The organism is Marivirga harenae (genome assembly GCF_030534335.1).
Taxonomy (GTDB): Bacteria; Bacteroidota; Bacteroidia; order Cytophagales; family Cyclobacteriaceae; genus Marivirga; species Marivirga harenae.
In genome coordinates, this window is sequence record NZ_CP130565.1 from 329,878 (window position 1) to 353,646 (window position 23,769).

Consider the following 23,769-nt stretch of genomic DNA (forward strand, 5'->3'; position numbering starts at 1 on the left):
TTTATCTTCGTCAATTGCAAGTCTGCAAAGTTTCACATTTTATGCTGCATTTCTTGCTGCATTCACAATCCCAAACATACTTCTCAGAATCAATTTTTTATAGATATCTTCATTTTCCACACCTTCCCTTAACTTTTGAATTGCATACTGCTGAATTGTAATCAAAGGTAACACTATTCTCTCTCTAATAGCTATTGATGCTTGGGATACAGGAGCTTCATGCAATAGTCCTTTTTTACCACTGATTTCATCCAACTCCTCCTTACTCAGGTCGAATTCCTTTTTCATTAACTGCCAGAATTCTCCATATTCTTTATCCTTACCTAGATAAGCCGTAGCAGGGTAAAAAGATTTTGCGATGGACTGCATGGAGTTGCCCAATAGGGTTCTAAAAAATAGAGAGTCAGAATATAATTGTTTGATATCCTTTGCTTTCCCTTTCTGCTTGAGCGTGCTAAGTGCAGTGCCTACTCCGTAAAATCCAGGGATGTTTTGTTTCATTTGAGCCCATGCACCAACAAACGGGATAGCTCTAAGATCTTCAAATTTCAATTCACCTTTTTTTCCTCTACTCGTAGGTCTACTTCCGATATTGGTATCACCAAAGTATTTTAGTGGGGTTACATTACCTAAATAGCTTGTGAATTTCTCGTGACTTTTAAAGTCCTTATAGAGTTGGTAAGCAGTTTCTGCCAACTGATCTAATAAGGCTCGTTCCTTTTCAGCAAGCACTCTATTATCATCGGCAAACAAATGATTTTCCAATCCTGCTGATAGCAACTGCTCCATATTATAACGACAAGATCCTACTTTCCCATAATTAGAACTGATGGTTTGACCTTGGATAGTCACTTGAACTTCCTCATCTTCTATTTTAGGGCCTAGGGAAGCATAAAAATCATGCATATTCCCGCCACCTCTTGCAGGAGGACCTCCTCTCCCATCAAAGAAAATTACTTTAATACCATATTCTCTTGAAATTTCCGTAAGTGCTTCCTTAGCCTGAAAAATTGACCAATTAGCTCGTAAATAACCACCATCTTTAGTACCATCAGAGAAGCCTACCATGATCGTCTGCTTATCTCCTCTGCTCTTAATGTGCTTTCTATAAAATGGTATTTCATACAACTGCTTCATAATGTCTGAGGCATTAGCTAAATCATCAATGGTTTCAAATAGCGGAACTATATCTAGTGACTCATAAGCACTAGCACTTAATTTAATCCTTGCTAACTGGAAAACCTCCATTACATGCAGAGCTGACTGACAATTACTGATTATGTATCGATGACAAGCTCTGTTTCCATTTCTTTTCTTAATCTCTTCCAATGCATCAAAGCTTTTTAGCATTTCTTGGTGAAAAGCATCGTAAATACTATTGTCACTTGGTAGTTTTTCAACGCCAAGTAGATGATTAATTTTGTCTTGCTCTGGCATTTTTTCATATTGAGCAGCAATATTTTTATCATCTTGATGCTCCAAAATATCTTCCCACAAAGCATCATGTTTGCGGCTATCCTGCCGGATATCCATGATGGAAAAATGGAAGCCAAATATTCTCACCTTTAAAATGAATTTCTCTAAAAGCTCAGAAAATATTCCGTTATGTTCAGCCTTCAGGTTTTTGAGCGCTTCTTTCAACATCCGGATTAATTCTTCCGGATTATTAAATCCCTTTGACTTATTTCCATAAAGAGAATCATAAACTTTTTGCTCTGCTTGTAGGATTTTATCCTCCACCCCTTTAAAAGTTAGTCTTCGTCTTATGGCACGTAGATCTCTGTAGTAGCATTTCAAAATAGTTTCTCTCAGCCTATCTGCTACTTTAACAGTAATATCATGAGTGACAAATGGATTACCATCTCTGTCCCCTCCTGGCCAAAAACCAACGGTTAGTAAATCAGGATTTATCCAATCTTCCCAATGCTCATCTAATTCTTCAACCAAATCATACAGAATTGAGGGTATACTTTTATAAAATACATTTTCTAAATACCAGCACAGACTAACTGCCTCATCGTAAGGACTTGGTTTTACTTTGTTAATAAAAGGGGTTTTTCCTAACTGCAACATCAAGGAATTAATAGAAGCTAGATCATTCTTTCTGATGGCGTTTTCGAGATCAGTATTGATCGCCAAAACATTGCCAGGATAAAACTGAGTGGGGTGGGCAGTTAGCACAATTCGAACTGAAAAAGTCTCTAATTTTTCCTTTAGCTCCTTCAGTTTGTTCGCATGTCTGACCCTTCCAATGAGCTCTTTTATGGAACCTTTCCCTTCTACATTAAATATCTTTTCAAAAGCAGCATCTTCAATAGAGTCAAAAAGTAAAACCTGCCTTTCTACATACTGAATTAATTGAAACAGTAACTGATGAAGCTCTTTTTCATCTTTATCTCCTAAAATTTCCCTCTTAAATTGATCAATTATCTCTATTGGTTCTTTTCCGTTCTTAAAACCTTGTTGGCTTAACTGCTCAAGTATGGGCAAAAGTGTCCCTGTCCTGTATATATGGTCATAAGGCAAATCTAAAAAAAGACTATTATATGCTGTATATCTAGTTGCCACTTCATCCTGATAATTGACTTTTTTCATCATTTCAAATTTTATAGGGTGATTTTAGAAGGTTTATATTTTAAATTTACGAAAATACTAACTTAATACACTTAAAAATGGACCGTCTTTTTTACAATAGATCAAAATTCCCCTCCCTATTCAGAATCAAAATCAAGGAAAAGTGCTCTTCAGAAGCTAGAAATAGTATTTTGATGTAATTAAAACTCAAGAAGTAATACTACTGGTCCTTTTTCACTTAGTAATTTGACTTAGCAATTCTTGCTCCCGCACAACAAACCTTTTAAAGCTTCCTGGCTCATTTCCTGTAATTCTCAAAACTGAATCACTGGTATCAGGAGTAGCTTGGAATCTTGGGAAGTAATGTAACATTATCATTACTAAAATCAACATGGTAGGTACACCCTCTTTACTCTTTCTGATAAAGAAGGAGACCAAATTCGGAGACTTAAAGGTGATGCTCTGGCCAGTAATTTCGTTGATTTGATGAACCATTTCCCCAAAGGTCAGCTTTTCGTTATTTGTCAAATCGTAAGCTTCATTTTGATGATCTTCGGAGCTTAGTAATATTTTAGCTGCCACTAAGCCAATATCTTTTGCATCTACCACAGTAAATTTTGCATTTCCAGCAGGTAAAAAAACCTCCGACTTTTCAATTATGTCTTTTCTTAAAGTGGTAGTGAAATTTTGCATAAAATAAGCTGGTCTCAGAAATGTATAGGGAATCCCTGAATCCATTATCATTTTTTCGATTTTATAATGAGGAATGATGCTATTTTTATCAGCACCTTGAACCGAAAGAAAAACGATATGTTCTAAGCCCAACTTGATTGCTTCAGCAATTAAGGGTTGAAAATACTTCTTAGTGTCCGATATTTGCGGTGGCCTTAACAAAAATAAAGTATCAATACCCTCAAGATATTTATTGAATTGATCAACTTTTTCAAAATCAAATTCTTGAAATTCAAGGAACTCGGGTTTTTCAAAAGCCATGACATCATTCTTAATATCCCTCAATCCAGCTACAACTTCAGCATCGATCTTGAGACTTAACAAAGCATCGATAGTAGCTTTGCCAATATTTCCAGTTGCACCAGTAATTAATATCCTCATAATTTCCAATTGCTATATTTAAAAACTTTGGACGTTTATCCCCTTATAATGCTTACGTATATTTAAGAAAAATCATCAATTGAATTGGTCAAAATTATGATGAAAATCCTATTACTTCTATTACAATAAATCATTGAAATATTTTCGTTCGCTTTCCTGTAAAAACTTATTAAAATTAAACCAGAATAATCCATAGTAGCTATCGCCCAAAATCATTTTTTTATACTGTTGCTTAATTTTTGTAAGTAGTTTCAATAACTAACAAACGGCATTTGCTTGCCATATTTCTCAAATTCTTTTTCTTTACAAAGCTGCAGAATAAAATCAGCCAAATCCGCTCTGCCAATTTTCGTGCTAGCATCTACCCCTACCCAGCCGATTCTATAATCTTCCTTTTTAGTATCATCAGTCAACCTTGGACCTCGTACAATAATCCAGTCTCTATCACTTTTTTTCAATAATTCTGCATGGTCTTTGGCATCATTTAAGATTTTAGGTACCGCAATTTTCATGATGAATCGAATCATTTTATCAGGAAATTTAGGTTGATCTTTTTCAGGAAAAGGCAGCCCACCTCCTGACAAAGAAATGATTTGATTGATTCCCGATTCCTTCATAGCTCCTATGATATTTTTGGTGCCTTGCGTTTGTAAACCATCGGGCGATCCTTTCACATGACCAAACAAACTGACGACCATATCAGTACCAGACAGGGTTTTCGCTACATCTTCAGCATTTAATACATCTCCTTTAATGACTTCTAAGTTTGCAGATTGATCTTGGATCTTACCAGGGTTTCTAGCTAACGCCTTTATTGAATAACCTTCTTTCAGCGCTTGATTTACAAATTGTGCTCCTGTCTTTCCACTTGCTCCGAATACTGCTAATTTCTTCATGACTTACTTTTTTGTCTTAGTTACTTGCTATTATACCTATTAATTTTGTACTTGTTCCCACTACATATACACACCTTTTTGTAAGTATGGAAAATGATTTGATTAAGGTTACACCAAGATGTCCGATTCGAACAACACTAGAATTGGTAGGTGGGAAATGGAAGCTCTTAATTATTATTCAATTGGCTACTGAACCCAAGCGTTTATCAAAATTGAAGCGAGACATCCCTGACATCAGTGAAAAAATGCTGATTCAAGAATTGAAGAATTTAGTGGACAGTGAATTAGTAATTCGAACCAATTATGGAGAAGTCCCGCCCAAAGTAGAGTATAAACTAAGTGATAAAGGTAAATTAGCTTTACCCTTAATTGGGCATATGAAAGAATTTGCTGAACAATATTTAGCCCAGTAGGGATATTCTGTTACTGTTACTTTTATTTTCAATTACAATATGTGATGAGGTATCTGCAAACTGTTTTGCAGAAGAAGTCGAATCTAGTATCCTTTTGTCTGGAATGGTCTTCCCTTTATTGACTCTGCTACAAAATAAAAAAAGGAGCCACCGAGGCTCCTTTTGTAAATCATGTAGTAATTTGATTAATGTCTTCCAGTACCATAATCGATATCCAGAATAATCTCATCCTGGGAGTTTAAAAATAGGTCATTGCTATTATAAGAGAGTGAAAAGTTTCTTGGACCGACACGGTTAACATTTTCCAGATACCCTTCTCCAGTATTGTTAAGAATCAAATTTCCACTCCATTGGTATTCATCCCCTTTTTGAGTCCCTCCAATAATTTGAACATTAGCACCTTCTCCTGGAAGTTCCGCAAATTGTGGGACGATCTCTATGGAAAATTTCTCCCTATAGCCATTCCCTATATTGTAGCCGTAGTAATTACTTGCAATAGTACCATCATCAACAATAAAGTCTATATTCACTTTTTCATGAACAGGTTCGGTAACATATGCCACTGGTGTTGCAACGGAATAAAATTGAGTTCGATAGTTCTTATTATCAGAAAACGCAATTTCTCCATTATTCGATTCAATTATATCAGAAACCGTCAAATAGCCTTGACCTTCTGATTCAATTCGACTACTTGTATTATATACATCATTTTTTAAGTACTCAAATATAACAGTTGGTATAGCAGTGTAGGGAGAGGAATTTGCACTGTTGTCTAATTCAAAGTTCCATTGCGTTCTAAATTCCAATATTTCAAACGCAGCTGCTTCGTCCGGATTACCTCCTTCAAAACTAATAGTAGGATTGGTATAATTCTGGCCCTGCTCAATAATTTCTACACCCGTTATTTTTGAATTAAAGTTAACTGTAGCTTCCGACTGAGCATTTATATTCCATTGAGAAAAAGTAATTGTAATGCTATCGATTTTTTGCTCGTTGTAAAGCGAATAATAATTATCGCCAAACCATCTCCTGTTTTCAAAAACAAAAGATAAACTTTCATCTAATTGTTGCTGTGTAATTTTTCCGCTTTCATCAACAACAAAACCATTTGAATAAATACCAAAAGATTCTACACAACAACTGGAATTATAGTAGCCTCGGATGTAATAATCAACATAATTTCCAGGAGTATATTGGCCACTGCTGTCTATTGTGATCGATTGTATTGCATATTCTGCTTTCGCTTCTAGTTCCGCTCCTTCACCAGTTGGATCACTTATTACCACTTCTGGAGTACCATTATAACCTGATCCTGCTGTAAAAGAAAACAAAACCTCACCAAATTCCTGATTATTCGGTGAAACATCTATTTCATCATAATAATTTTGTACATCTGCAAATAATGCCCGGCCTGCCTTGGTAAAATTATTCACTTGAAAACCTTTACCTGGTGCTGGTGGCCTCCGGAATTAGTGTTTTGATTCCACTCACAAAAGGAACGTTGCTCACTTGCTCATTATAACCAAAAGTAGTCAAAACAGAATCTAAAACAGCTTCATCAGTCTCTGAATCAAAGTAGGCCAGCTTCTGCTTCAAACGCAATTGAGGAATCATTAAATCTACAGAGACTCCTTCATTTCCCGTAGGGATTATAAGCTCATATTCTCCAAACTCATTAGTCACTGCTTCCCCCAGACCTCCTTCAACATTTAATGAATATTCAGAAAATCTGATTCCTTCGCTTACATTCACAATATTCCCCGAAAAGTCCGCTTTTATTAATTGGCTTTTCACCGCTTCAGCTGTTTTATTGGTTAAGTCCGTTTCAATGCTAACTTTCCCTTTAATCTTAGCTGTATTGGTTCCATTTCCTTTGTTGTAAAGAGGTATTATTGCAGATTCGTTTTTTGTGATAGGTGCTACTATATCATCAATAATTTCATAATTGTAACCTCTTTCAAATTTGAATTCAATCAATCCTAACGCAGAATAATATCCCTCTCTTTGGACTTCTATAATATTACCCCCAACAGAGACCTCATCAAAAACAACATTCCCTGATGCATCCGATACTTCTGTGAGTTCAATTAGTTCGCCATCTAATGAAGACGTAAGCTTCACTGCTGCTCCTTCAATTGGAGTGGTTCCGTCTAATATTTTCATGTTTACATTATAGAACTCGCCTGCCTTATTTAACATTGCCAACTGTTCAGCAATATTCATAGAATCCTTCACATCATTAATAACTGTAATGTTATTGACATCTGGTTCAATAGGTGGTGCTTCTTCACAGGAAGTAAAAATGGTTAATCCAAGTAAAATTGATAGGTAAATAAATTTTTTCATATAAAATAACTGTTAAATACAGTTGCGAAATAAGCTAAATTTATTTATTAACCATAAACATATACTAATTAATAATAATGAAATCGATAAAAATTGATAAACTTAGTTTTACAATTCAAAATATCCACTACTACCATTGAAAAAGCACCTCATCATAAGTACTTATGTTATTAATTACAGTGAAAAAAATTACAGCTTAATTTTCAAGCCTCCATTGATAACGAAACCATCAACAGGAGCATAAATATCTCGGAATTCCGGATCATCTATACTTCCAGTATAAATCGTATCAAATGCCGTTTGTCGTGTATCTAAAAAATTCTCGAAATTCAAAAAGACAGAAAAATATTCTCCGATAGTCTTTTCTGTCATCAAACCTGTAATCCAATACGCTTGCCCAATCTCACCGTCATTTAATTGTTGAGGGCTGAAATAATAAGCTTCCAAGCCTATCCAAAAATTTCCATGCTTTTCATACATCAATACATTATTTAATCTATTCTTAGCTACTAAGGGGAAGGTGCTTTGGTCGCCATTGGAATACGTATTTACATCTGAATAAGTATATCCTAGGAAGAGCTTGAAATCATGATAAGACCATTTCATATTAACTTCCGCTCCTTTGGTATCTATATAGCCATCAAATTGTTGAAATTCATAGGTAGTTCCAATATTTCTCAACATCAGTGGATTTTCAATTTGCGTATAGAAAAACAAGACATTGCTAGAGAGCGTCAGCTCATCTGTAACGGATTTCTTATAATTGATATCGAAATTAGCACCCAGCGATCGCTCAGCATCAGTCAAATTTGTATTGATGGGCTGAATATTTCTGAACTGCCTTTTCTCTGCATCTTCTGAAAAAACGGTAGGAGTCTTATAGCCCAAACCTCCTCCTAGTCTTAAAGTAAGTTCCTGTTGAGGCTCAAACATTAAAGACAGCTTAGGCAAGGGAAATAATCCGTATTCGCTATGGTAGTCAATTCTGAAACCTGTTTCCAAGGTCCAAAGGTCTGCCATATTCCAGATATTTTGAGCAAAAAGTCCCACAGTGTTGTTCTCAAAATCTAACTCCTGATTAGGTGAACCTTCAAATTGATTAAACTGGTCTGTCCAAAGATTGGCACCAGCCACCCATTCAGAAACTTCATTAAAAGTTGAATAATTGATCTCACTAAAAGAAGAAATCTGCCTGCCGGAAAATGTAAAATCCGGAACTTCTATACTTCTATCATAAAAATTAATACTGTTTTTAACCTCTATTTGGGAATTTCCATCTGTTTGATGAGTGAAATTTAGCTGGGATGAAATCCTATCGGTTTCATTATTTTCGTAATAAGCATCGGTTACATTTTCTCCATTTACGTAATCCATATTACCCCCTAAACGATCTTCAGTCACGATATTTACACCAACATTCATTTCTGTTTCTTCATTGAAATAAAGAAATAAGCGAGGATTTAGAGTAAAACGATCAAATTTAGGAATAGCCGTAAGTCCAATATCTGCTGGATCGTATGCCGTTCCTTTATTATAGGAAGCAAAAATTGTTGTTCCGATTTTGTCATTTCTTTTAGAATAGAAAGTACTTGCATCTAAACCCAGTGCTGAAGTTCCGTTAAACATGAAACTTAATTCTCGATCTTCTTTTGGCTTTTTCGTGATTAGATTTACTAATCCTGCAATGGCTCCACCACCATATAAAGTGGAGGAAGAACCCTTGATCACCTCTACTTGCTTCAAATCAAGCGGTGCGATTTGCATGAGACTTAAGCCACCCGAAAAACCAGAATAAAGAGGCATACCATCACGCATTAATTGAGTGTACTTTCCATCCAAACCTTGGATTCTAATACTTGAATTGTAGCTGGTAGCAGAGGTTTGTTGGGTTTGAATACCCGTACTTTCATTCAGCAACATTCTAATATCACCTGGTTTCATATTTCCTTTTTCAGCCAACTCCTCGCCAGCAATCATCTCCACTCTAGTAGGAATATCTTCTATAGTTCTACTACTTCTAGTAGAGGTAACCGTAACCTCTTCCATTTCTTCATGGTCATGATGCATTGAAATTTTTATAGGCAATAAATCATCCGAAATAGGAAATGAATATGTCTTTTTGATGGTTTCATAGCCTACATAACTAATTTGAAGTTGATGCTTGCCATCTGGAATGTCAGTAAAATTGACAGTTCCATTTACATCCGTGATTTTTCCCTTATCAAGATTGGGAAAGTAGACTGTGGCCCCTACTATCGGTTCAGCTGTCTCTTCATCTAGAATAGCAGCTTTAAAAGAGTTTTGTGAATAAGTAATTTGACTGCTCAAAAAAAGCAGTGATAATAATATATATTTTAACATTTCAATTGAGATTTAAGATGGTAATTTATTGCACATCCTGCAAATGGAGGAAGTGTTAAACTAAATGCAAAATTCCTAAATCTGTTTGGGAGGTTTTAGAAGAGAGGGGCTATATATTTGTGGTGCGCCCAGAAAGTAGCTAGCACTAAAGTCAGGCTGTTCATAGAATTGGGAACTTAAATTTGAGAATTCTAAATTAAGTAAGCTAAACCCAGTACAAGAACCACAGGAAAAGAAAGGTAAACATGGTAACTCCGGACTATCGTTTTCTGAAGACTGAGTAGCATCATCTGTACAGGAAACTTCCTCATGGCAGATCTCTTCATCTATACAACAGGGTGCAGCAGATAAACCTAGGATCAAAATTGATAGGAAAATAGTGATCACCTTCATCCTGCAAAGATAGTCGATTGGATTTCAAATACCAGTACTTGAACTAATTGTCAGTTGTATATTATTGAACTTTATTCTAAAAATCGAAGAATCGAATCAGCTAATAACTTAGGATTTACTTTTTCAATTGGATGAGGGCAATTGGGAAAAACCTGAAATTCACCTTTCGAAAGTGACTTATAAAAAGCTATCGTTTCCTCAAAACTCACCATGTGGTCTTGATCTCCAAGTGCTAATCGAATAGGCAAATCGATAGCAGCAATATTTTCTGTAGTCAATATTGGGTTATGTCCTAAATCGAGCATCATATTAGCTGTTTGCTTACAAAGATTCATCCAATTTTTTCCATGTGAATTTTTTAGATGCTGCGCAAATTGCGGGACTTTCTCTTGAATTTTCTCAGGATTCAGCATTTTGCTCTCTTTTTCTGCTTGCTCGGGTTTCCAATCTAACTTGGTGCCTAAGGTAATTATTTTCTTGAAGAACTGCCCCCTTTTCAATGCTAAGGAAAGTGCAACATATCCGCCCATGCTAAAACCAAATACATGTGCAGACGGAATATTTTCTTTTTCCAGGATGGTTTCAAAATCTTCAACTAAATTTTCCATACTGAAACTAGAATCTAAAGTTGACCGCCTTCCATGCCATTTCAAATCCGGTACAAGGACATTGAAATCTTTTGATAAAAATGGGACTAAGCTGTCAAAAGAATTTGAGCTACCCAAAGCACCGTGAAGAAGTATTAGGTTTTGTTTCTGCATAATCATTCTTTTTTAATCATAGCGCTGATCGCTCTAACAGTTACAACCGTTATACCAAAAGCTAGTATCTTACAAAAATTTGCACCAACACAATTTAAACATCTATTTGGACTTATTTAGCCATCAATATCAAAACTAGAATGAGATTATCAATCTCAAAAACCACGATAGGACATCCCAGATATTTCAATCTATAAATACCCCGCCAGCCAATAAGCTGAGTAGCCCATCCATTCTTTAAATAAAATATTCCATTTTAAGAGAGCATCATCTGATGGTAAGAACATAGAAGGATTGATCATTTCATCATTAGTTAGAAAAACTGTAGAATAGGGCTGAATTTTATAACCTTCCTTTTCAAAACAACCCATCGCTCTTGGCATATGGGAAGCACTAGTGATCAATAGGATTTTGTTTTGCTTGCTTAAATAATCATTGGCAAAACGTGCACTTTCTACTGTGTTTCTTGATTCATCCTCAATTATTACTTTATCAATCGGAAATTTTACAGACTTCAAATAGGATAATAACACTCTAGATTCTTGTAAATCCTTCCTTAAAGCAGTGGCACCTCCACCGGAAATGTACAAAGTATCAATAATTCCTTGCTCAAACAGCATCATGGATTGCAAAAGACGATCAGCATTTTGATTGAAATACACTCGATCTTTAGGTTCTTTCAGGGTATTGGTCATGCCTGTTAAAAGAACTCCGTAAGTGAAATCATCACTTTTCAGCTGCTCCAAATCTGCAGGTTCTGTTTGCCAAGCTTTTAAAAAAGAGTTAGCTAAGAAATCATTAGTAAAAATAAGGAATAATGCAAAACCTAAAATGGCTAAATATTTTCGGAATTTCCATTTCCTAAATATGAAAAATGCCAACCATGCCAAACCTACTAGAGTAGCCGGCATCAGTAAATAACTTATAGTTTTGGAGAGGATGAAAAACATCAATAAAAATTAATTCAATTAACTTTTATAAATCCCTTTATACTGATCTCTTTTCACAGTACAGTTTATCCATCCTTCATCTAAGTCCGCGCCAATTGCTTTATAAAATTCAATCGATGGTTCGTTCCAGTCTAGTACTTGCCAAGTACAAAGTCGGCAGTTTTGTTCGTCTGCTTCCTTCAATATAGCATTCAACAATTTCCTGCCGTAGCCATTTCCTCTTTCTGACTCCGTTACCACTAAATCTTCCAAGTACATCACTTTCCCATTCCAAGTAGAATAGCGAAAATAATAAAGGGCAATACCTACAATTTCTTTTTCAGTTTCAGCCACAAATAGACCGTAAGCTGGGTTATCACCAAAACCATCTTTGATTAGCTCATCAACATCTACTACAACAGCCTCAGGTTCACGTTCGTAAACTGCCAACTCTTGGATTAATTCTAAAGTTCTCGGGATATCTTTCTCGGTTGCTTTTCTTATTGTTACGCTCATAGGTTAAAATTAACCGCAAAGTCGCTAAGGCGCAAAGAATGCTGTAAATAAATCAGCAATCTTCAATTTAAATAAGGAGTTATGCCGTCTCCATAGCTTTTTTCGATTTGCGGTATAAGAAACTGTTAAAAATATTTCTCTTGGCAAAGCGATAGGGTTTATCAGCATTCAAAAGCTTTTGATATACATTCTTATTCACTCCAAAATATTCATAAGTACTTCCATCTAAGAAGGAAACTTCAAGCAGTAAGCCTTTGTGTCTGAAATCTAGAATATTGGATTCAGTAGTGGTTTTGGTGTATTCTGCTAGATTTGCTTCTTTTGTTTCAGGAGATATACTGATGAGGAAATGATAACCGTCAATAATCTGCTGACTTTTGATTTCTGCTTCTTCTGCTTTAGGATCTCCAGCCTGAAATTTATCAGGATGCCATTCTTTTACTAGATTTCTGTAGGTTGATTTTAACTGCTTCAGGTCGATTGGGCCTTCTACATTAAATAATTTTTTGTATTCGTTAATACGCTTCATATAGGTAATTTCTCAATTGGAGCGCAAAGGTAGTTAATAATAGTTCATAAATAGCTGTTGATGAAAAATATAGCGCTAGAATCTAGTTTTCTATCTCAGCATTATTAACAGTACTTTTTGATGTACAATCGCATTGAAAAAGAGAGATGAACCATCTGCTAGGGGAGACTGAAAAACATTTTTTAAAATTCATTTGCAATCTGAATCATTTTCAAATAATCGTTAACAAGCTCTTGATTGATTTTTTTAGGATCAATTTTACTGAGGATCAATTTTAACCGTTGAATGGCAGCTATTCGATCTTCCAATTCATCATCATCTATGCAATTAATCAAATCTATGCAGGCATCATATTTTATGGCACTGCTTTTGGGCAGCAGCTCTACACCTGTCATTAAAGATTGTAAGCTCACTTTCTGTCCGTGGCTGTCTCGCAAGAAATTCGATAAGTCTAAGATAAGGTTTTCAAGTGAAGTGGTTTTGAAACTAGCCAAGTGCTCTTGAATAATGATGGAAGCCCTCTGCTTTGCAAAATCAGTATCAATGTCGGGCGGTTTATCAAAATAGCCAACCAGTAGACCCATCACCAAATGAAAAGGATTCAGTTTCACCTGTTCTTTATTATCAAATTTCATTTTTTCTTCTTCAGTCAGGAAATAAGGCAGACTGAAATCTTGCTGAGCATTTAAGCGAATCCCTATTTCAGAATTATGATTAAAATGCTTCCATATGACGGCATATTTTTCTGAACTCATGCGTATTTTCTTATTTCTTAAGGCTACATGAAATCATAGATTTCATGTGCTTTTTGGGTTTTGTATTCAACTTGCGGTGCAAAACTGCAATGTTTCATTTGCTTTAGCAAAATGAAGTATAGAAATAACATATATATAATAGCACTACATAGTTATTTTATTCATTTTAGCACTGGAAAAATCATTGGGCCTAATTAAGTTGAGAAAACGATTTGCCCTGAAATCTATCACTAAATCAAGCTGATTGAAAACAAGCAGCCCACTGTCATTTTTGATCATCCATAAATCAGTTAATCTCCAGTTTTACTTTATTTGTCTTTGGCTTTAGCATGATCCGCAGGCTCCATTTTCCCATAATGATAATCAGAATACACTTTAGTGAACTCCGCTCCAAAGAAGACAATCATTGCAGAATAGGAAGTCCATAACAAAATCAACACTACTGAACTGGCAGGCCCGTAGCCCGCTCCGGGATCAGCTGTACCAAAATAGAATCCCAAAGCAAATTCGCCTAAAACGAAGAGTAATGCGGTCATGAATGCCCCAATCCACACTGTACGCCATTGCACTTTTGCGTCTGGCAACACCTTTAGCAAAAGGGCAAATAGTAAAGTAATCACCCCAAGCGAAACCAGCACGTTTAAAATCTTAACAATAAAAAGTAAGGCCTCGGAGAAATATTGTTCTATCCAAGTTCCAAAAGCTGACAATAAAGAGGAAAGGAGTAAAAAAACCAACAACAAAAATCCGATTGATAAGATAACACCAAAAGAAAATAATCTTGTCCTGATGAACGGCCATACACCTGCCTTTTGTTTATCGCCTTCCACTTCCCAGATTTCATTAAAAGACCTTTGCAACTGTGCAAAAACAGTAGTAGCCCCTATCAAGATGGTACCAAAACCAATAATACTGGCAAAAGTAGAATCTTCCGTCTCCAGAGATCTTTTCAGCAAAGCTTGAACAGAATCTGCTGTATTTTCTCCTATGGCATCAGAGATTTGGCGGTGCAGTTCTCCACTAACTACTTCATCCCCGAAAATGTAGCCTGCAATAGTTATAGAAACTACCAGTAAACCCGGGAGGGCAAAAATAGAATAATAAGCTATAATTGGGCCTTGTCTAAAGGGCTCTTTCGATATCCACTTTTTAGCTGTTTCTTTAATTAATTTCCAGAATGTCTGTAGATTTTTAATACCCATTTACAATTATTTAATGAAAAATTTTATTGAACGTTAATCTTTATTATTGATTAAACTTCGGGTCTCAAAAAGAGATAACTAACTGTTTTACAATGGCATTAGAGAAAATGTATATCGAAATCAAAACAGTTACAATATATTACCAAAACCGAATTTTTCATAAATAGTTACAAATCTCTCCTATCAAATCATTTTTGACTTTATGAATTACAACTCGTTTGCTATTCTTTCAAACTGGCCTAAAGATAAAAAAACAGGTATTAGCCAGCCCAAGACTTCTAGAGCATTGTGGAATTGAAAAAATAAGAATTTCCAATGAAGTATGACAATTGATTTGTGATGAAAGCAATCTGAATGAACAGCACGTAAAAAATGATTTTTTGAAAGTTAAGAGCAACCTTTAACTTATGGTAGAAATTTTCAAGTGATGCCATAGGTGTAACAAAAATGTCACGGGACCAAACTACTTAAAAAAAAAGACCTGAAAAGTATTTTCTCAGGTCTCCTAATTGGCAATCTAGTCAATTTCAACTACATTTCCTCATCCATAGGAACCACCCCCATATTATACCAGGCAAAAGAATACTTATCCGCTATATCATCTATAATTTTATCCGTTGGTTTTCCAGCTCCATGTCCGGCATTGGTTTCAATTCTAATTAAAACAGGACTTTCACCGGCATGTTTTTCCTGCAATTCCGCAGCAAATTTGAATGAATGAGCCGGCACTACCCTATCGTCATGATCGGCTGTGGTAACCATAGTAGCTGGATATTTCACGCCTGCTTTCACATTGTGAACCGGAGAGTAGCCTTTCAAGTACTCAAACATTTCTTTGCTATCTTCTGAGGTTCCATAGTCATAAGCCCAGCCTGCGCCTGCCGTAAAAGTGTGATATCTTAACATATCCATTACCCCTACAGCCGGGAAGGCTACTTGCATTAAATCAGGACGCTGGGTTATAGTAGCCCCTACTAGTAAACCACCATTAGAACCACCGGAAATGGCCAGTTTATCAGAACTAGTATAGCCTTCGGCAATAAGATACTCAGCAGCTGCAATGAAATCGTCAAACACATTTTGCTTTTGCATTTTAGTACCGGCTTTGTGCCATTCTTCTCCATATTCTCCACCGCCTCTTAAGTTGGGCTGTGCGTAAATTCCGCCTTCTTCCAACCATACCAATCGGGCAACACTAAAACTTGGACGCAAACTCACATTGAATCCCCCATAAGCATAAAGCTCCGTTGGATTTTTACCATTTTTCTCCATTCCTTTTTTGTAGGTAATGAACATTGGGATTTTAGTGCCGTCCTTGCTTTCGTAAAATACTTGCTCGGTTTCGTAATCTTCTGGATTGAAATCTATTTCTGGTTTCCAATACAATTCAGAAGTTCCTTTTTCAATATCATATTCAAAAATGGCTGAAGGATAAGTGAAGGATGTAAAGCTGTAATATAGTTTTTCATCTTCCTTTTCAGCGCCAAAACCACCGGCAGAACCAAGGCCCGGTAATTCTACCTGACGAACTTTATTGCCTTCATAATCAAATTGATGGATTTCGGTCTTTACATCTACCATATAATTGGCAAAAATGTAACCACCTGCAGTGCTGACGTTCAATACATTTTCCGTTTCCGGGATGACATCTTTATAATTTTCGGTAGAAGGATCATTGGCATCCACCTCAACCAATCTTTTGTTGGGTGCATTCAAATTGGTTTCAATCAGTAATCTATCACCATCATTATCCAAAACTGAGTGTTCGCTCTCAAAACCTTCGGCAATCGGAACAATTGGATTACTCCAGTCTGATAAATCCTTCACGTATAATTCATTTCCGCTTGTACTCACAGAGGCAGAAATAAAGAGGAATTTTTCATCATCACTTACATATCCGCCAATGTAGCGTCTTGGGGTTTCGCTTCCGCCAAATATCAATTCATCTTCAGATTGAGGTGTGTTGAGTTTGTGATAATATAGTTTATGTTCCTGAGTTTTAGCTGAAAGCTCACTTCCTTCTGGTTTGTCATAACTGCTGTAGAAAAAACCTTCATTTCCTTTCCATGAAACACCACTAAATTTCACATTGCGAATAGTATCTTCCACAATGGATTTATCTTCCGCATTCATGACGATCACTTTTCTCCAATCAGAACCGCCTTCAGAAATGGAATAAGCCAAAAGGCTTCCATCTTTGGTAAAAAAAGTGCCTGCCAATGAAGTGGTAGCATCCTCAGAAAAGGTATTGGGATCAAGGAATACGCTTTCCGCACCATCTAAGCCTTTTTTTCGGTAAACTACCCATTGATTTTGCAAACCATCATTTTTGTAAGTGTAATAATAATCACCATGCTTTCTTGGGGCACTTTCCTTGGCATAATTCCAAAGTTCAGTTAAGCGCTCTTCAATTTTATCACGGAATGGAATATTATTCAAATAGCCGAAAGTGACTTCATTTTGTGCCTTTACCCATTCTGCTGTTTGCTCAGAGCGATCGTCCTCCAGCCAACGGTAAGGATCAGGCACATCTGTACCAAAATAAGTATCCACAGTATCTACTTTAGCTGTTTCAGGATAATCTTTTATCTCCATTTTCTGATTTTTTTCACCACTATTGCATGCAAAGAATGCCAAAGCAAGTGGAAAAGCCCATATTTTGTTCATAGTTATAGCATTAAAATTTCACCTAAAATAAGGGCTTTTGTGGAGAAAAGCATGTGATTTATAAAAACGGTGGATGTTGGGGATGGTGGGTTAAAATAGGAAGGTCCTTTTTATAGACAAAGCAGGCCTAATATGTAAGAATAAAAATCATGAATTGTAATTTTAATCTGGTATTTAAGAAAAGTAAGAGTCCATCATTTGAGTTTAGCTTAAATTTTAAAAGAAAAATTTTTAAAATTACTCGATATCTCTACTCCAAAAAAGGAATTTTACCTAGTCAGTATTTTAGTAGATACATATTGAGGCTATTCATTGTACGAAGGTCACTCAAAGCACTTTTAACTCCATAGAAATCAAACAAGCTCATTTTTCAAACCCGAAGCACCTTAATTCATTTAGCATGAATGTTAAATAGACGCCAGCTTTGGAACTGGCGCTCTATATTCTTACACAATGAATTTAATACGATTCTATTTTTTTGAACAACCAGCTTTGCTCGTGATTCGTGCCCTGATCCCAAGTTAATCTTAATTCATCATCAATGACTTCTGCCGAAGGGGCAATGATCCCAATAGATCCATAATCGTATTGAACATTTCTATTAGGATCTATTAAATCAATATACGAAAAATCAACAGTACCCAACTCTCCCTTATTACCTGCATGCGACCATTTCCCTGTATAGGCAAAATTCTCTTCAAAGTCTTTATACTTTTCCACACAAGCTTCTTGTGAGGCAGCGGAATCAACAATCTGATATTTCTTTTTGAAAGAGTTACGATAATCACCATTTTCCGAAAATTCTAGGAAGTAGTCATCGAAAGGAATTTGATATGATGTTTCTAAACTATTTCCGTCCTGACAGTCTATTGATACATCTACCCATTCACCTAGATCATTAATTGGAATCTCCTCATCAATATTAAAAAATACTTTGTCTAACTTCCATTTCCCGGTAATAGAGTTCGTACCTCCCCAATCTCTTACTTCAACACATATTTCTTTTTTTTGACTTACACCCTGATTGCTGTAAACTGCCAAATCAAAGCAAAAAGACCCCTTAGTTACTACCTCTTCAAAAACACCATCAATAATAACGTGCAATTGATTATCTACAGCTAAGTTGAAATGATTATCTACTTTATTTCCGTCTAAATCTTTTAACTGAATAAGAATCCCATTGACGGACTCAAAGGCGAAATTTAATTCTACTCTAAATCCAGTGTTTAAAAAACCGCTAATGGATTCACTAATCTCAAAATCAAAATTCTCAGTCGATGGAGGAATGTCTCCATTATTTATTTCAGCGTTTTTAATAAAAATTCCGGACTCAATATCAACTAAATTTATGGCTGGACCATTATCTTGCACTGGTCCTTCCCCTATCCTCTCCTCCTGGCATGAAATCAACATGAAAAGAAAACAAAACATTGCAATTGTGAATAAAGTATACTTAGCACTCATTTTCTATTATTTAGGTTATAAACTTATTAGAATAAAAGTAAATCAAGTTTCATGCCAAAGACAATAATGATCATCTGCAACGAGCGGTTTATTGCGACATTATCAAGGTTTAATTATAAAAGTGAAAAATTGATCTAGTAAAATGCCTAGGGAAAATATTTTACTTACAACGGATCGAAGATTTAAGTGTAATTCAAAATCCAGTAATCTCACACTTCACAATCGCCAGATTATCTCCATCTTTAAAATTTTCAATTTTTGATAGTAGTCTTTGGTTCAGCTCACTTTTTGATGAATTTGTAACTAGCGTTTTCCCAAAGTTTTCATTTTGTGCTTCTAAGCTTACAATAAAATAAATATCGTTACCATCCATGGCTACCGGTCTATATTGGTAGCCGATTTTTTCATCGGTTTTCAAACCGAAAACATCATTACTGATCTTATCAAAAACAGTTGATTCCCCTGTTTTAGTGTTGGTATAGAAATGAAAATTTTGCTCATTCTTCCTAACTGAAGCAAATAGTAGATTTTCTTCTAATAGAAAATTTCCTAGACCGTAGGCATATCCACTTTTGGCCATATCTTGGCTAAATTCTCTAACATCCTGATAAGAATTTTCAAACAATTCGGCCGGAATGTTATCTTGACCAAAATCAAGATATAAAGAATCTTTAACCGCATCTTCACCCAATTCATAAACGTACTGATTGTAAACCTGATAGAAACTGGATGGATTCTTGGAGAAATTTCTCGGCTCTATAAAAAGCATAAATCCTGCCTTTTGCTCATCAAAAGGAATATAGCTGGACTTTACCTTTCCTTCATTTTTATTCCAAATTTGCATTTGATAACCTGACTTTCCAGCATAGAAATTGCCACCGAAAAGGAAATAGTGCTCTCCATCTATACTAAGAAGGCTTGTCACTTGTTGTAATTTTTCATTTTGATATACAGAAAGTAACTCACCTTCCATATTATAGGTTAAAATTTTTCGTGACTGTCCATCGAGCAGCTCAATCTGCCCTTTCTTATTAATGAAAAAATTATTTAGCTTTTGATATTGATTGGACCCTTCTCCTTTAGCCGATATAATAAACTCTTTAGCTGTAAGCGTATTTTTAATGACAAGATAATCTAATCCCCAACCACAATGAAGCACTACATAATCATTATGAGTGGAAACTTTCATTAAATTATCCACCACCAAACTATCAGAAAAATAAATGACATCTTTCAACTTAAAATGATCGCTTACTTTTAAGGTTTGGGCTTTGTCTAAGTTGATTTTGATTGTTTCATCTTGTGATTTTTCTTTACTCTCATTGTTTGTACAAGAAATAAGAAATACACTAAAAATTGATAAAATAATAATACTACTCGCTAATTTCATAAAGAGATTTAATTTGGGTTGAATATAATTTTATTTCAATAATTTTTTTAATTCTTGCTCCTCCACTTCCAACAAGCCAACCTTGGGTAATCTTTTCGTCAAATCTCGCCAATTCGCGTCTTGCTTATAAATCTTTTGAAGCATTTTTACTGCCTGATCTGTTTTGCCGTCATTTGCTAAGGTGATAGCGGTCCAATATTATATTTCAAGGTTTTCCGGGAACTTTTTCCATGGCCGCATTATATTGGTTCATTGCTTCTTGCATTTTACCCTTTTCCACAAAATAATCGCCTTGGTTCATGTGCTCATAGGCTCTATAAACTTTCACCAATCTGTTTAATTCCAGACCTGGATTTTGATGATCATCTACTCTTAAATCCAATACTCTATCATTCCAAGGTTCATTTGAAGCTTCTGCTTTTACCACCAAAAGTGCAGCAGATTGCTTTCCTCTGATATCTCCGCCCTGAGCTTGTGCGGCATCCAATACTTTGACCATACGCTCTGCCAAAGCCAAATCACTGTGTTTTTTCCAAGCTACTTCCATGGCAGGAACCACGGTTTCGTTCAGCATCATATTGGCTTGTACTGAAAAGTTATCGCCATTGGCATGACCTGCTTCGTCTATACATTTCGCTCCTGTATGTGTGGCTACTCTTCCTTTGACATCTAAAATTGCGACTTGTCTGAAAGCTTTTCCATCGTCATTGTTCAACAAACTGTCCATTGCTTCTTGAGGACTTAATCCTGCTTTGAGCATGGCCAAGCCTCTTAAGCCAAATGATTTATTGGTGAAAGATTGTGTGGCCACAACCCCCACACCGGCTTCTCCCCAGGAAACAGCTGTTCCAACGCTGAACCAATGGCTCTGTACGGCTACTGCCATTTCACCAGTTTTAGCGTCTCTTGCTACTATGGAATAGGTATGGGCAAGAGGATCGTTTGGTCTATTAAGTTGAGCTAATGAATTGAAACTGAAAAAAGCAGAACTGCATCCTTAATAATGCGATAGCAACCAAAGTCACTTGTTTTTCAAAGCAGAACGCTTTTAATTGATTTAGACACTTACATTAAATGGACACCAGCTTTGGAACTGGCGCCATATTTTCTTTAATACTTTAGCTGATACTATTCTATTCTTTTGAAAACAAAGCTTGTCTCATAATTCGTGTCAAAGTTCCTAACTAACCTTAATTCATCATCAAAAACTCGAACTGAAGAAATGGTAAAAATAGATCCATAATCGTATTGAATACTACTTTCAGGATTTATTAAATCAATAAAAGAAAAATCAATAGTACCCAACTCTCCTTCTTTAGCTGCAAACGACCATTTACCCTTGTAGTAATAATTCTCCTCAGAGTCTGAATCTACGATCTGATAATCTTTTTTGAAGTAACGCAGATAATCTCCATTTTCCGAAAATTCAAAAAAATAATCAACCCAATCAATTGGAATCTGCTGATCATTGTGATCAAATGCTTTGTCAAATTTCCATATACCAATAATAGATGACGTACCTCCCCATTCTCTCACATCAACACGTATTTCTTTTTTTTGACTTACACCCTGACTGCTGTAAACTGCTATATCAAAACTAAAAGACCCCATCCTAACTACCTCATCAAAAACACCAAAAAATCTACTGCTGCCTTGATCATTTACAGCTAGGTCGAAATGATTATCTACTTTATTTCCATCTAAATCTTTAAATTGAATATAATATCCATTAATGGACTCAATTGAAGACACATCTCCTCTAAAGCCAGTATTTAAAAAACCACCTATAAAGCTAGTACTTGAAAAATCGGGTTTATGTGCAGATCCAATAACGGTAAAATTGAAATTCTTAGTCGCATTAGGAATATTTCCTTCATTTACTTCAGCGTTTTTAATAAATACTCCGGATTTAATAACATCTAGACTGATAGAGTTTTCGGTTACAACTTGATTATTGACTGGTTCTTTCTCTATCTTCTCCTCTTTGCAAGAAAGCAGGATAGCAAGACAAAAACAAACCGACAGGGTATATAAAGTGAACTTAACTCTCATTTCTTTTTATTTAGGTTATAAGCTTTTTACAATATAAGTAAATCAAGTTTCATGCCAAAGACAATAATGATCATCTGCAACGAGCGGTTTATTGCGACATTATCAAGGTTTAATTATAAAAGTGAAAAATTGATCTAGTAAAATGCCTAGGGAAAATATTTTACTTACAACGGATCGAAGATTTAAGTGTAATTCAAAATCCAGTAATCTCACACTTCACAATCGCCAGATTATCCCCCTCTTCAAAGTTTTGAATTCTGGATAGCAGTCTTTGGTTAAGATCACTTTTTGATGCGTTGCTCATTAACTCTTCATCTAAGTGTTCATTTTGCGCTTCCATACTGACGAGAAAATAAATATGATCACCATCCATGGCAACCGGTCTATATTGGTAGCCGATTTTTTCATCGGTTTTCAAACCGAAAACATCATTACTGATCTTATCAAAAACAGTTGATTCCCCTGTTTTAGTGTTGGTATAGAAATGAAAATTTTGCTCATTCTTCCTAACTGAAGCAAATAGTAGATTCTCTTCTAATAGAAAATTTCCTAGACCGTAGGCATATCCACTTTTGGCCATAGCCTGGCTAAATTCTCTAACATCCTGATATGAATTTTCAAACAATTCGGCCGGAATATTATGTTGACCAAAATCAAGATATAAAGAATCTTCTACCGCATCTTCACTCAATTCATAAACATGCTGATTGTAAACCTGATAGAAACTAGCTGGATTTTTGGAGAAATTTCTAGGCTCCATAAAGAGCATGAAACCCGCTTTTTGCTCATCAAAAGGAATATAGCTGGACTTTACCTTTCCTTCATTTTTATTCCAAATTTGCATTTGATAACCTGACTTTCCAGCATAGAAATTCCCCCCGTAAATGAAATAATCCTCACCATTTAGGCTTAAGAAACTGCCGGCATTTTGCAGTTTTTCATTTTGATATACTGACAGCAATTCACCTTTTAAATTATAGGTTAAGATTTTTCCTGCTTGTCCGTCTAGTAACTCAATCTGCCCTTTATGATTAATGAAGAAATCACTTAGCTTTTGATATTGATTGGGACCTTCCCCTTTTGCTGATATCGCTACCTCCGCTCCCGTTTTCATGTCCTTTATGAGGAGGTAATCTAAACCCCAACCGCAATGCAAGACCAATTTGTCGTTAACTACACTTGATTTTATTAGATGATCAACCACCAAACTATCAGAAAAATAAATGACATCTTTCAACTTAAAATGATCGCTTACTTTTAAGGTTTGGGCTTTGTCTAAATTGATCTTTATTGAGCGGCTGTCTAATTCTTCTGTTTTCTCGCTTTCTGCACAAGAAAAAACCAAAAGACTTAAAAAAGACCATAGTACAATGCTACTTATTAATTTCATAAAGGGCAGTTTATTTTG

Annotated in this window: 19 protein-coding genes; 1 reads left to right on the plus strand and 18 read right to left on the minus strand. The window is 35.6% G+C overall.

Features of this window, described 5'->3' with window-relative positions:
• Window positions 1-39 precede the first annotated feature (39 nt).
• The 3 genes from Q3Y49_RS01465 to Q3Y49_RS01475 form a co-directional block, all read right to left on the minus strand.
• On the minus strand, window positions 40-2,595 hold the full coding sequence (locus tag Q3Y49_RS01465; RefSeq protein ID WP_303272085.1) for a phosphoenolpyruvate carboxylase: 2,556 nt from the start codon (window positions 2,593-2,595) through the stop codon (window positions 40-42).
• 213 nt (window positions 2,596-2,808) lie between these two features.
• Entirely contained in the window at window positions 2,809-3,687 is an 879-nt protein-coding gene (locus Q3Y49_RS01470) for an NmrA family NAD(P)-binding protein (RefSeq protein WP_303270438.1), read from the minus strand.
• Window positions 3,688-3,938: 251 nt separating this feature from the next.
• Window positions 3,939-4,583 carry an NAD(P)-dependent oxidoreductase gene (locus Q3Y49_RS01475; protein ID WP_303270439.1) on the minus strand — a complete coding sequence of 215 codons (645 nt, stop codon included), beginning with the start codon at window positions 4,581-4,583 and terminating at the stop codon, window positions 3,939-3,941.
• Window positions 4,584-4,669: 86 nt separating this feature from the next.
• Between Q3Y49_RS01475 and Q3Y49_RS01480 the strand changes: the two genes are divergently transcribed.
• Window positions 4,670-4,996, plus strand: a complete 327-nt coding sequence (locus Q3Y49_RS01480; protein WP_303270440.1) for a winged helix-turn-helix transcriptional regulator — start codon at window positions 4,670-4,672, stop codon at window positions 4,994-4,996.
• Between the two features lie 185 nt (window positions 4,997-5,181).
• Here the strand turns inward: Q3Y49_RS01480 and Q3Y49_RS01485 are convergent, their stop codons facing one another.
• The 15 genes from Q3Y49_RS01485 to Q3Y49_RS01555 all read right to left on the minus strand — a co-directional run bounded on the left by Q3Y49_RS01485 (window position 5,182) and on the right by Q3Y49_RS01555 (window position 23,751).
• On the minus strand, window positions 5,182-6,429 hold the full coding sequence (locus Q3Y49_RS01485; protein ID WP_303270441.1) for a hypothetical protein: 1,248 nt from the start codon (window positions 6,427-6,429) through the stop codon (window positions 5,182-5,184).
• Between the two features lie 10 nt (window positions 6,430-6,439).
• Window positions 6,440-7,342: a hypothetical protein gene (locus tag Q3Y49_RS01490; protein ID WP_303270442.1), complete on the minus strand. Its 903-nt coding sequence runs from the start codon at window positions 7,340-7,342 to the stop codon at window positions 6,440-6,442.
• A 189-nt stretch (window positions 7,343-7,531) separates the two neighbouring features.
• Window positions 7,532-9,703: a TonB-dependent receptor gene (locus tag Q3Y49_RS01495; protein WP_303270443.1), complete on the minus strand. Its 2,172-nt coding sequence runs from the start codon at window positions 9,701-9,703 to the stop codon at window positions 7,532-7,534.
• Window positions 9,704-10,167: 464 nt separating this feature from the next.
• A complete protein-coding gene (locus Q3Y49_RS01500) occupies window positions 10,168-10,857 on the minus strand; it encodes an alpha/beta fold hydrolase (protein WP_303270444.1) in 690 nt (229 codons plus the stop codon).
• Between the two features lie 191 nt (window positions 10,858-11,048).
• Window positions 11,049-11,807 carry a YdcF family protein gene (locus Q3Y49_RS01505; protein ID WP_303270445.1) on the minus strand — a complete coding sequence of 253 codons (759 nt, stop codon included), beginning with the start codon at window positions 11,805-11,807 and terminating at the stop codon, window positions 11,049-11,051.
• An 18-nt stretch (window positions 11,808-11,825) separates the two neighbouring features.
• Window positions 11,826-12,302 carry a GNAT family N-acetyltransferase gene (locus tag Q3Y49_RS01510; RefSeq protein WP_303270446.1) on the minus strand — a complete coding sequence of 159 codons (477 nt, stop codon included), beginning with the start codon at window positions 12,300-12,302 and terminating at the stop codon, window positions 11,826-11,828.
• A 79-nt stretch (window positions 12,303-12,381) separates the two neighbouring features.
• Window positions 12,382-12,831 (minus strand): KTSC domain-containing protein, encoded by a 450-nt coding sequence (locus tag Q3Y49_RS01515; protein ID WP_303270447.1) that lies wholly within the window; start codon window positions 12,829-12,831, stop codon window positions 12,382-12,384.
• 182 nt (window positions 12,832-13,013) lie between these two features.
• Entirely contained in the window at window positions 13,014-13,586 is a 573-nt protein-coding gene (locus Q3Y49_RS01520) for a hypothetical protein (RefSeq protein ID WP_303270448.1), read from the minus strand.
• A 308-nt stretch (window positions 13,587-13,894) separates the two neighbouring features.
• Window positions 13,895-14,788, minus strand: coding sequence for a YihY/virulence factor BrkB family protein (locus Q3Y49_RS01525; RefSeq protein ID WP_303270449.1), 894 nt, complete (start codon window positions 14,786-14,788; stop codon window positions 13,895-13,897).
• A 531-nt stretch (window positions 14,789-15,319) separates the two neighbouring features.
• Entirely contained in the window at window positions 15,320-17,455 is a 2,136-nt protein-coding gene (locus tag Q3Y49_RS01530) for a prolyl oligopeptidase family serine peptidase (RefSeq protein ID WP_303270450.1), read from the minus strand.
• Between the two features lie 459 nt (window positions 17,456-17,914).
• On the minus strand, window positions 17,915-18,919 hold the full coding sequence (locus tag Q3Y49_RS01535) for a hypothetical protein (RefSeq protein ID WP_303270451.1): 1,005 nt from the start codon (window positions 18,917-18,919) through the stop codon (window positions 17,915-17,917).
• 193 nt (window positions 18,920-19,112) lie between these two features.
• The gene (locus tag Q3Y49_RS01540) at window positions 19,113-20,309 is read right to left on the minus strand and encodes a DUF4934 domain-containing protein (protein ID WP_303270452.1); all 1,197 of its coding nucleotides are present in this window, start codon (window positions 20,307-20,309) and stop codon (window positions 19,113-19,115) included.
• Window positions 20,310-20,514: 205 nt separating this feature from the next.
• A complete protein-coding gene (locus Q3Y49_RS01545; RefSeq protein WP_303270453.1) occupies window positions 20,515-21,195 on the minus strand; it encodes a DUF1028 domain-containing protein in 681 nt (226 codons plus the stop codon).
• Window positions 21,196-21,437: 242 nt separating this feature from the next.
• Window positions 21,438-22,361, minus strand: coding sequence for a hypothetical protein (locus Q3Y49_RS01550; protein ID WP_303270454.1), 924 nt, complete (start codon window positions 22,359-22,361; stop codon window positions 21,438-21,440).
• A 193-nt stretch (window positions 22,362-22,554) separates the two neighbouring features.
• Window positions 22,555-23,751, minus strand: a complete 1,197-nt coding sequence (locus tag Q3Y49_RS01555) for a DUF4934 domain-containing protein (protein ID WP_303270455.1) — start codon at window positions 23,749-23,751, stop codon at window positions 22,555-22,557.
• Between the last annotated feature and the right edge of the window lie 18 nt (window positions 23,752-23,769).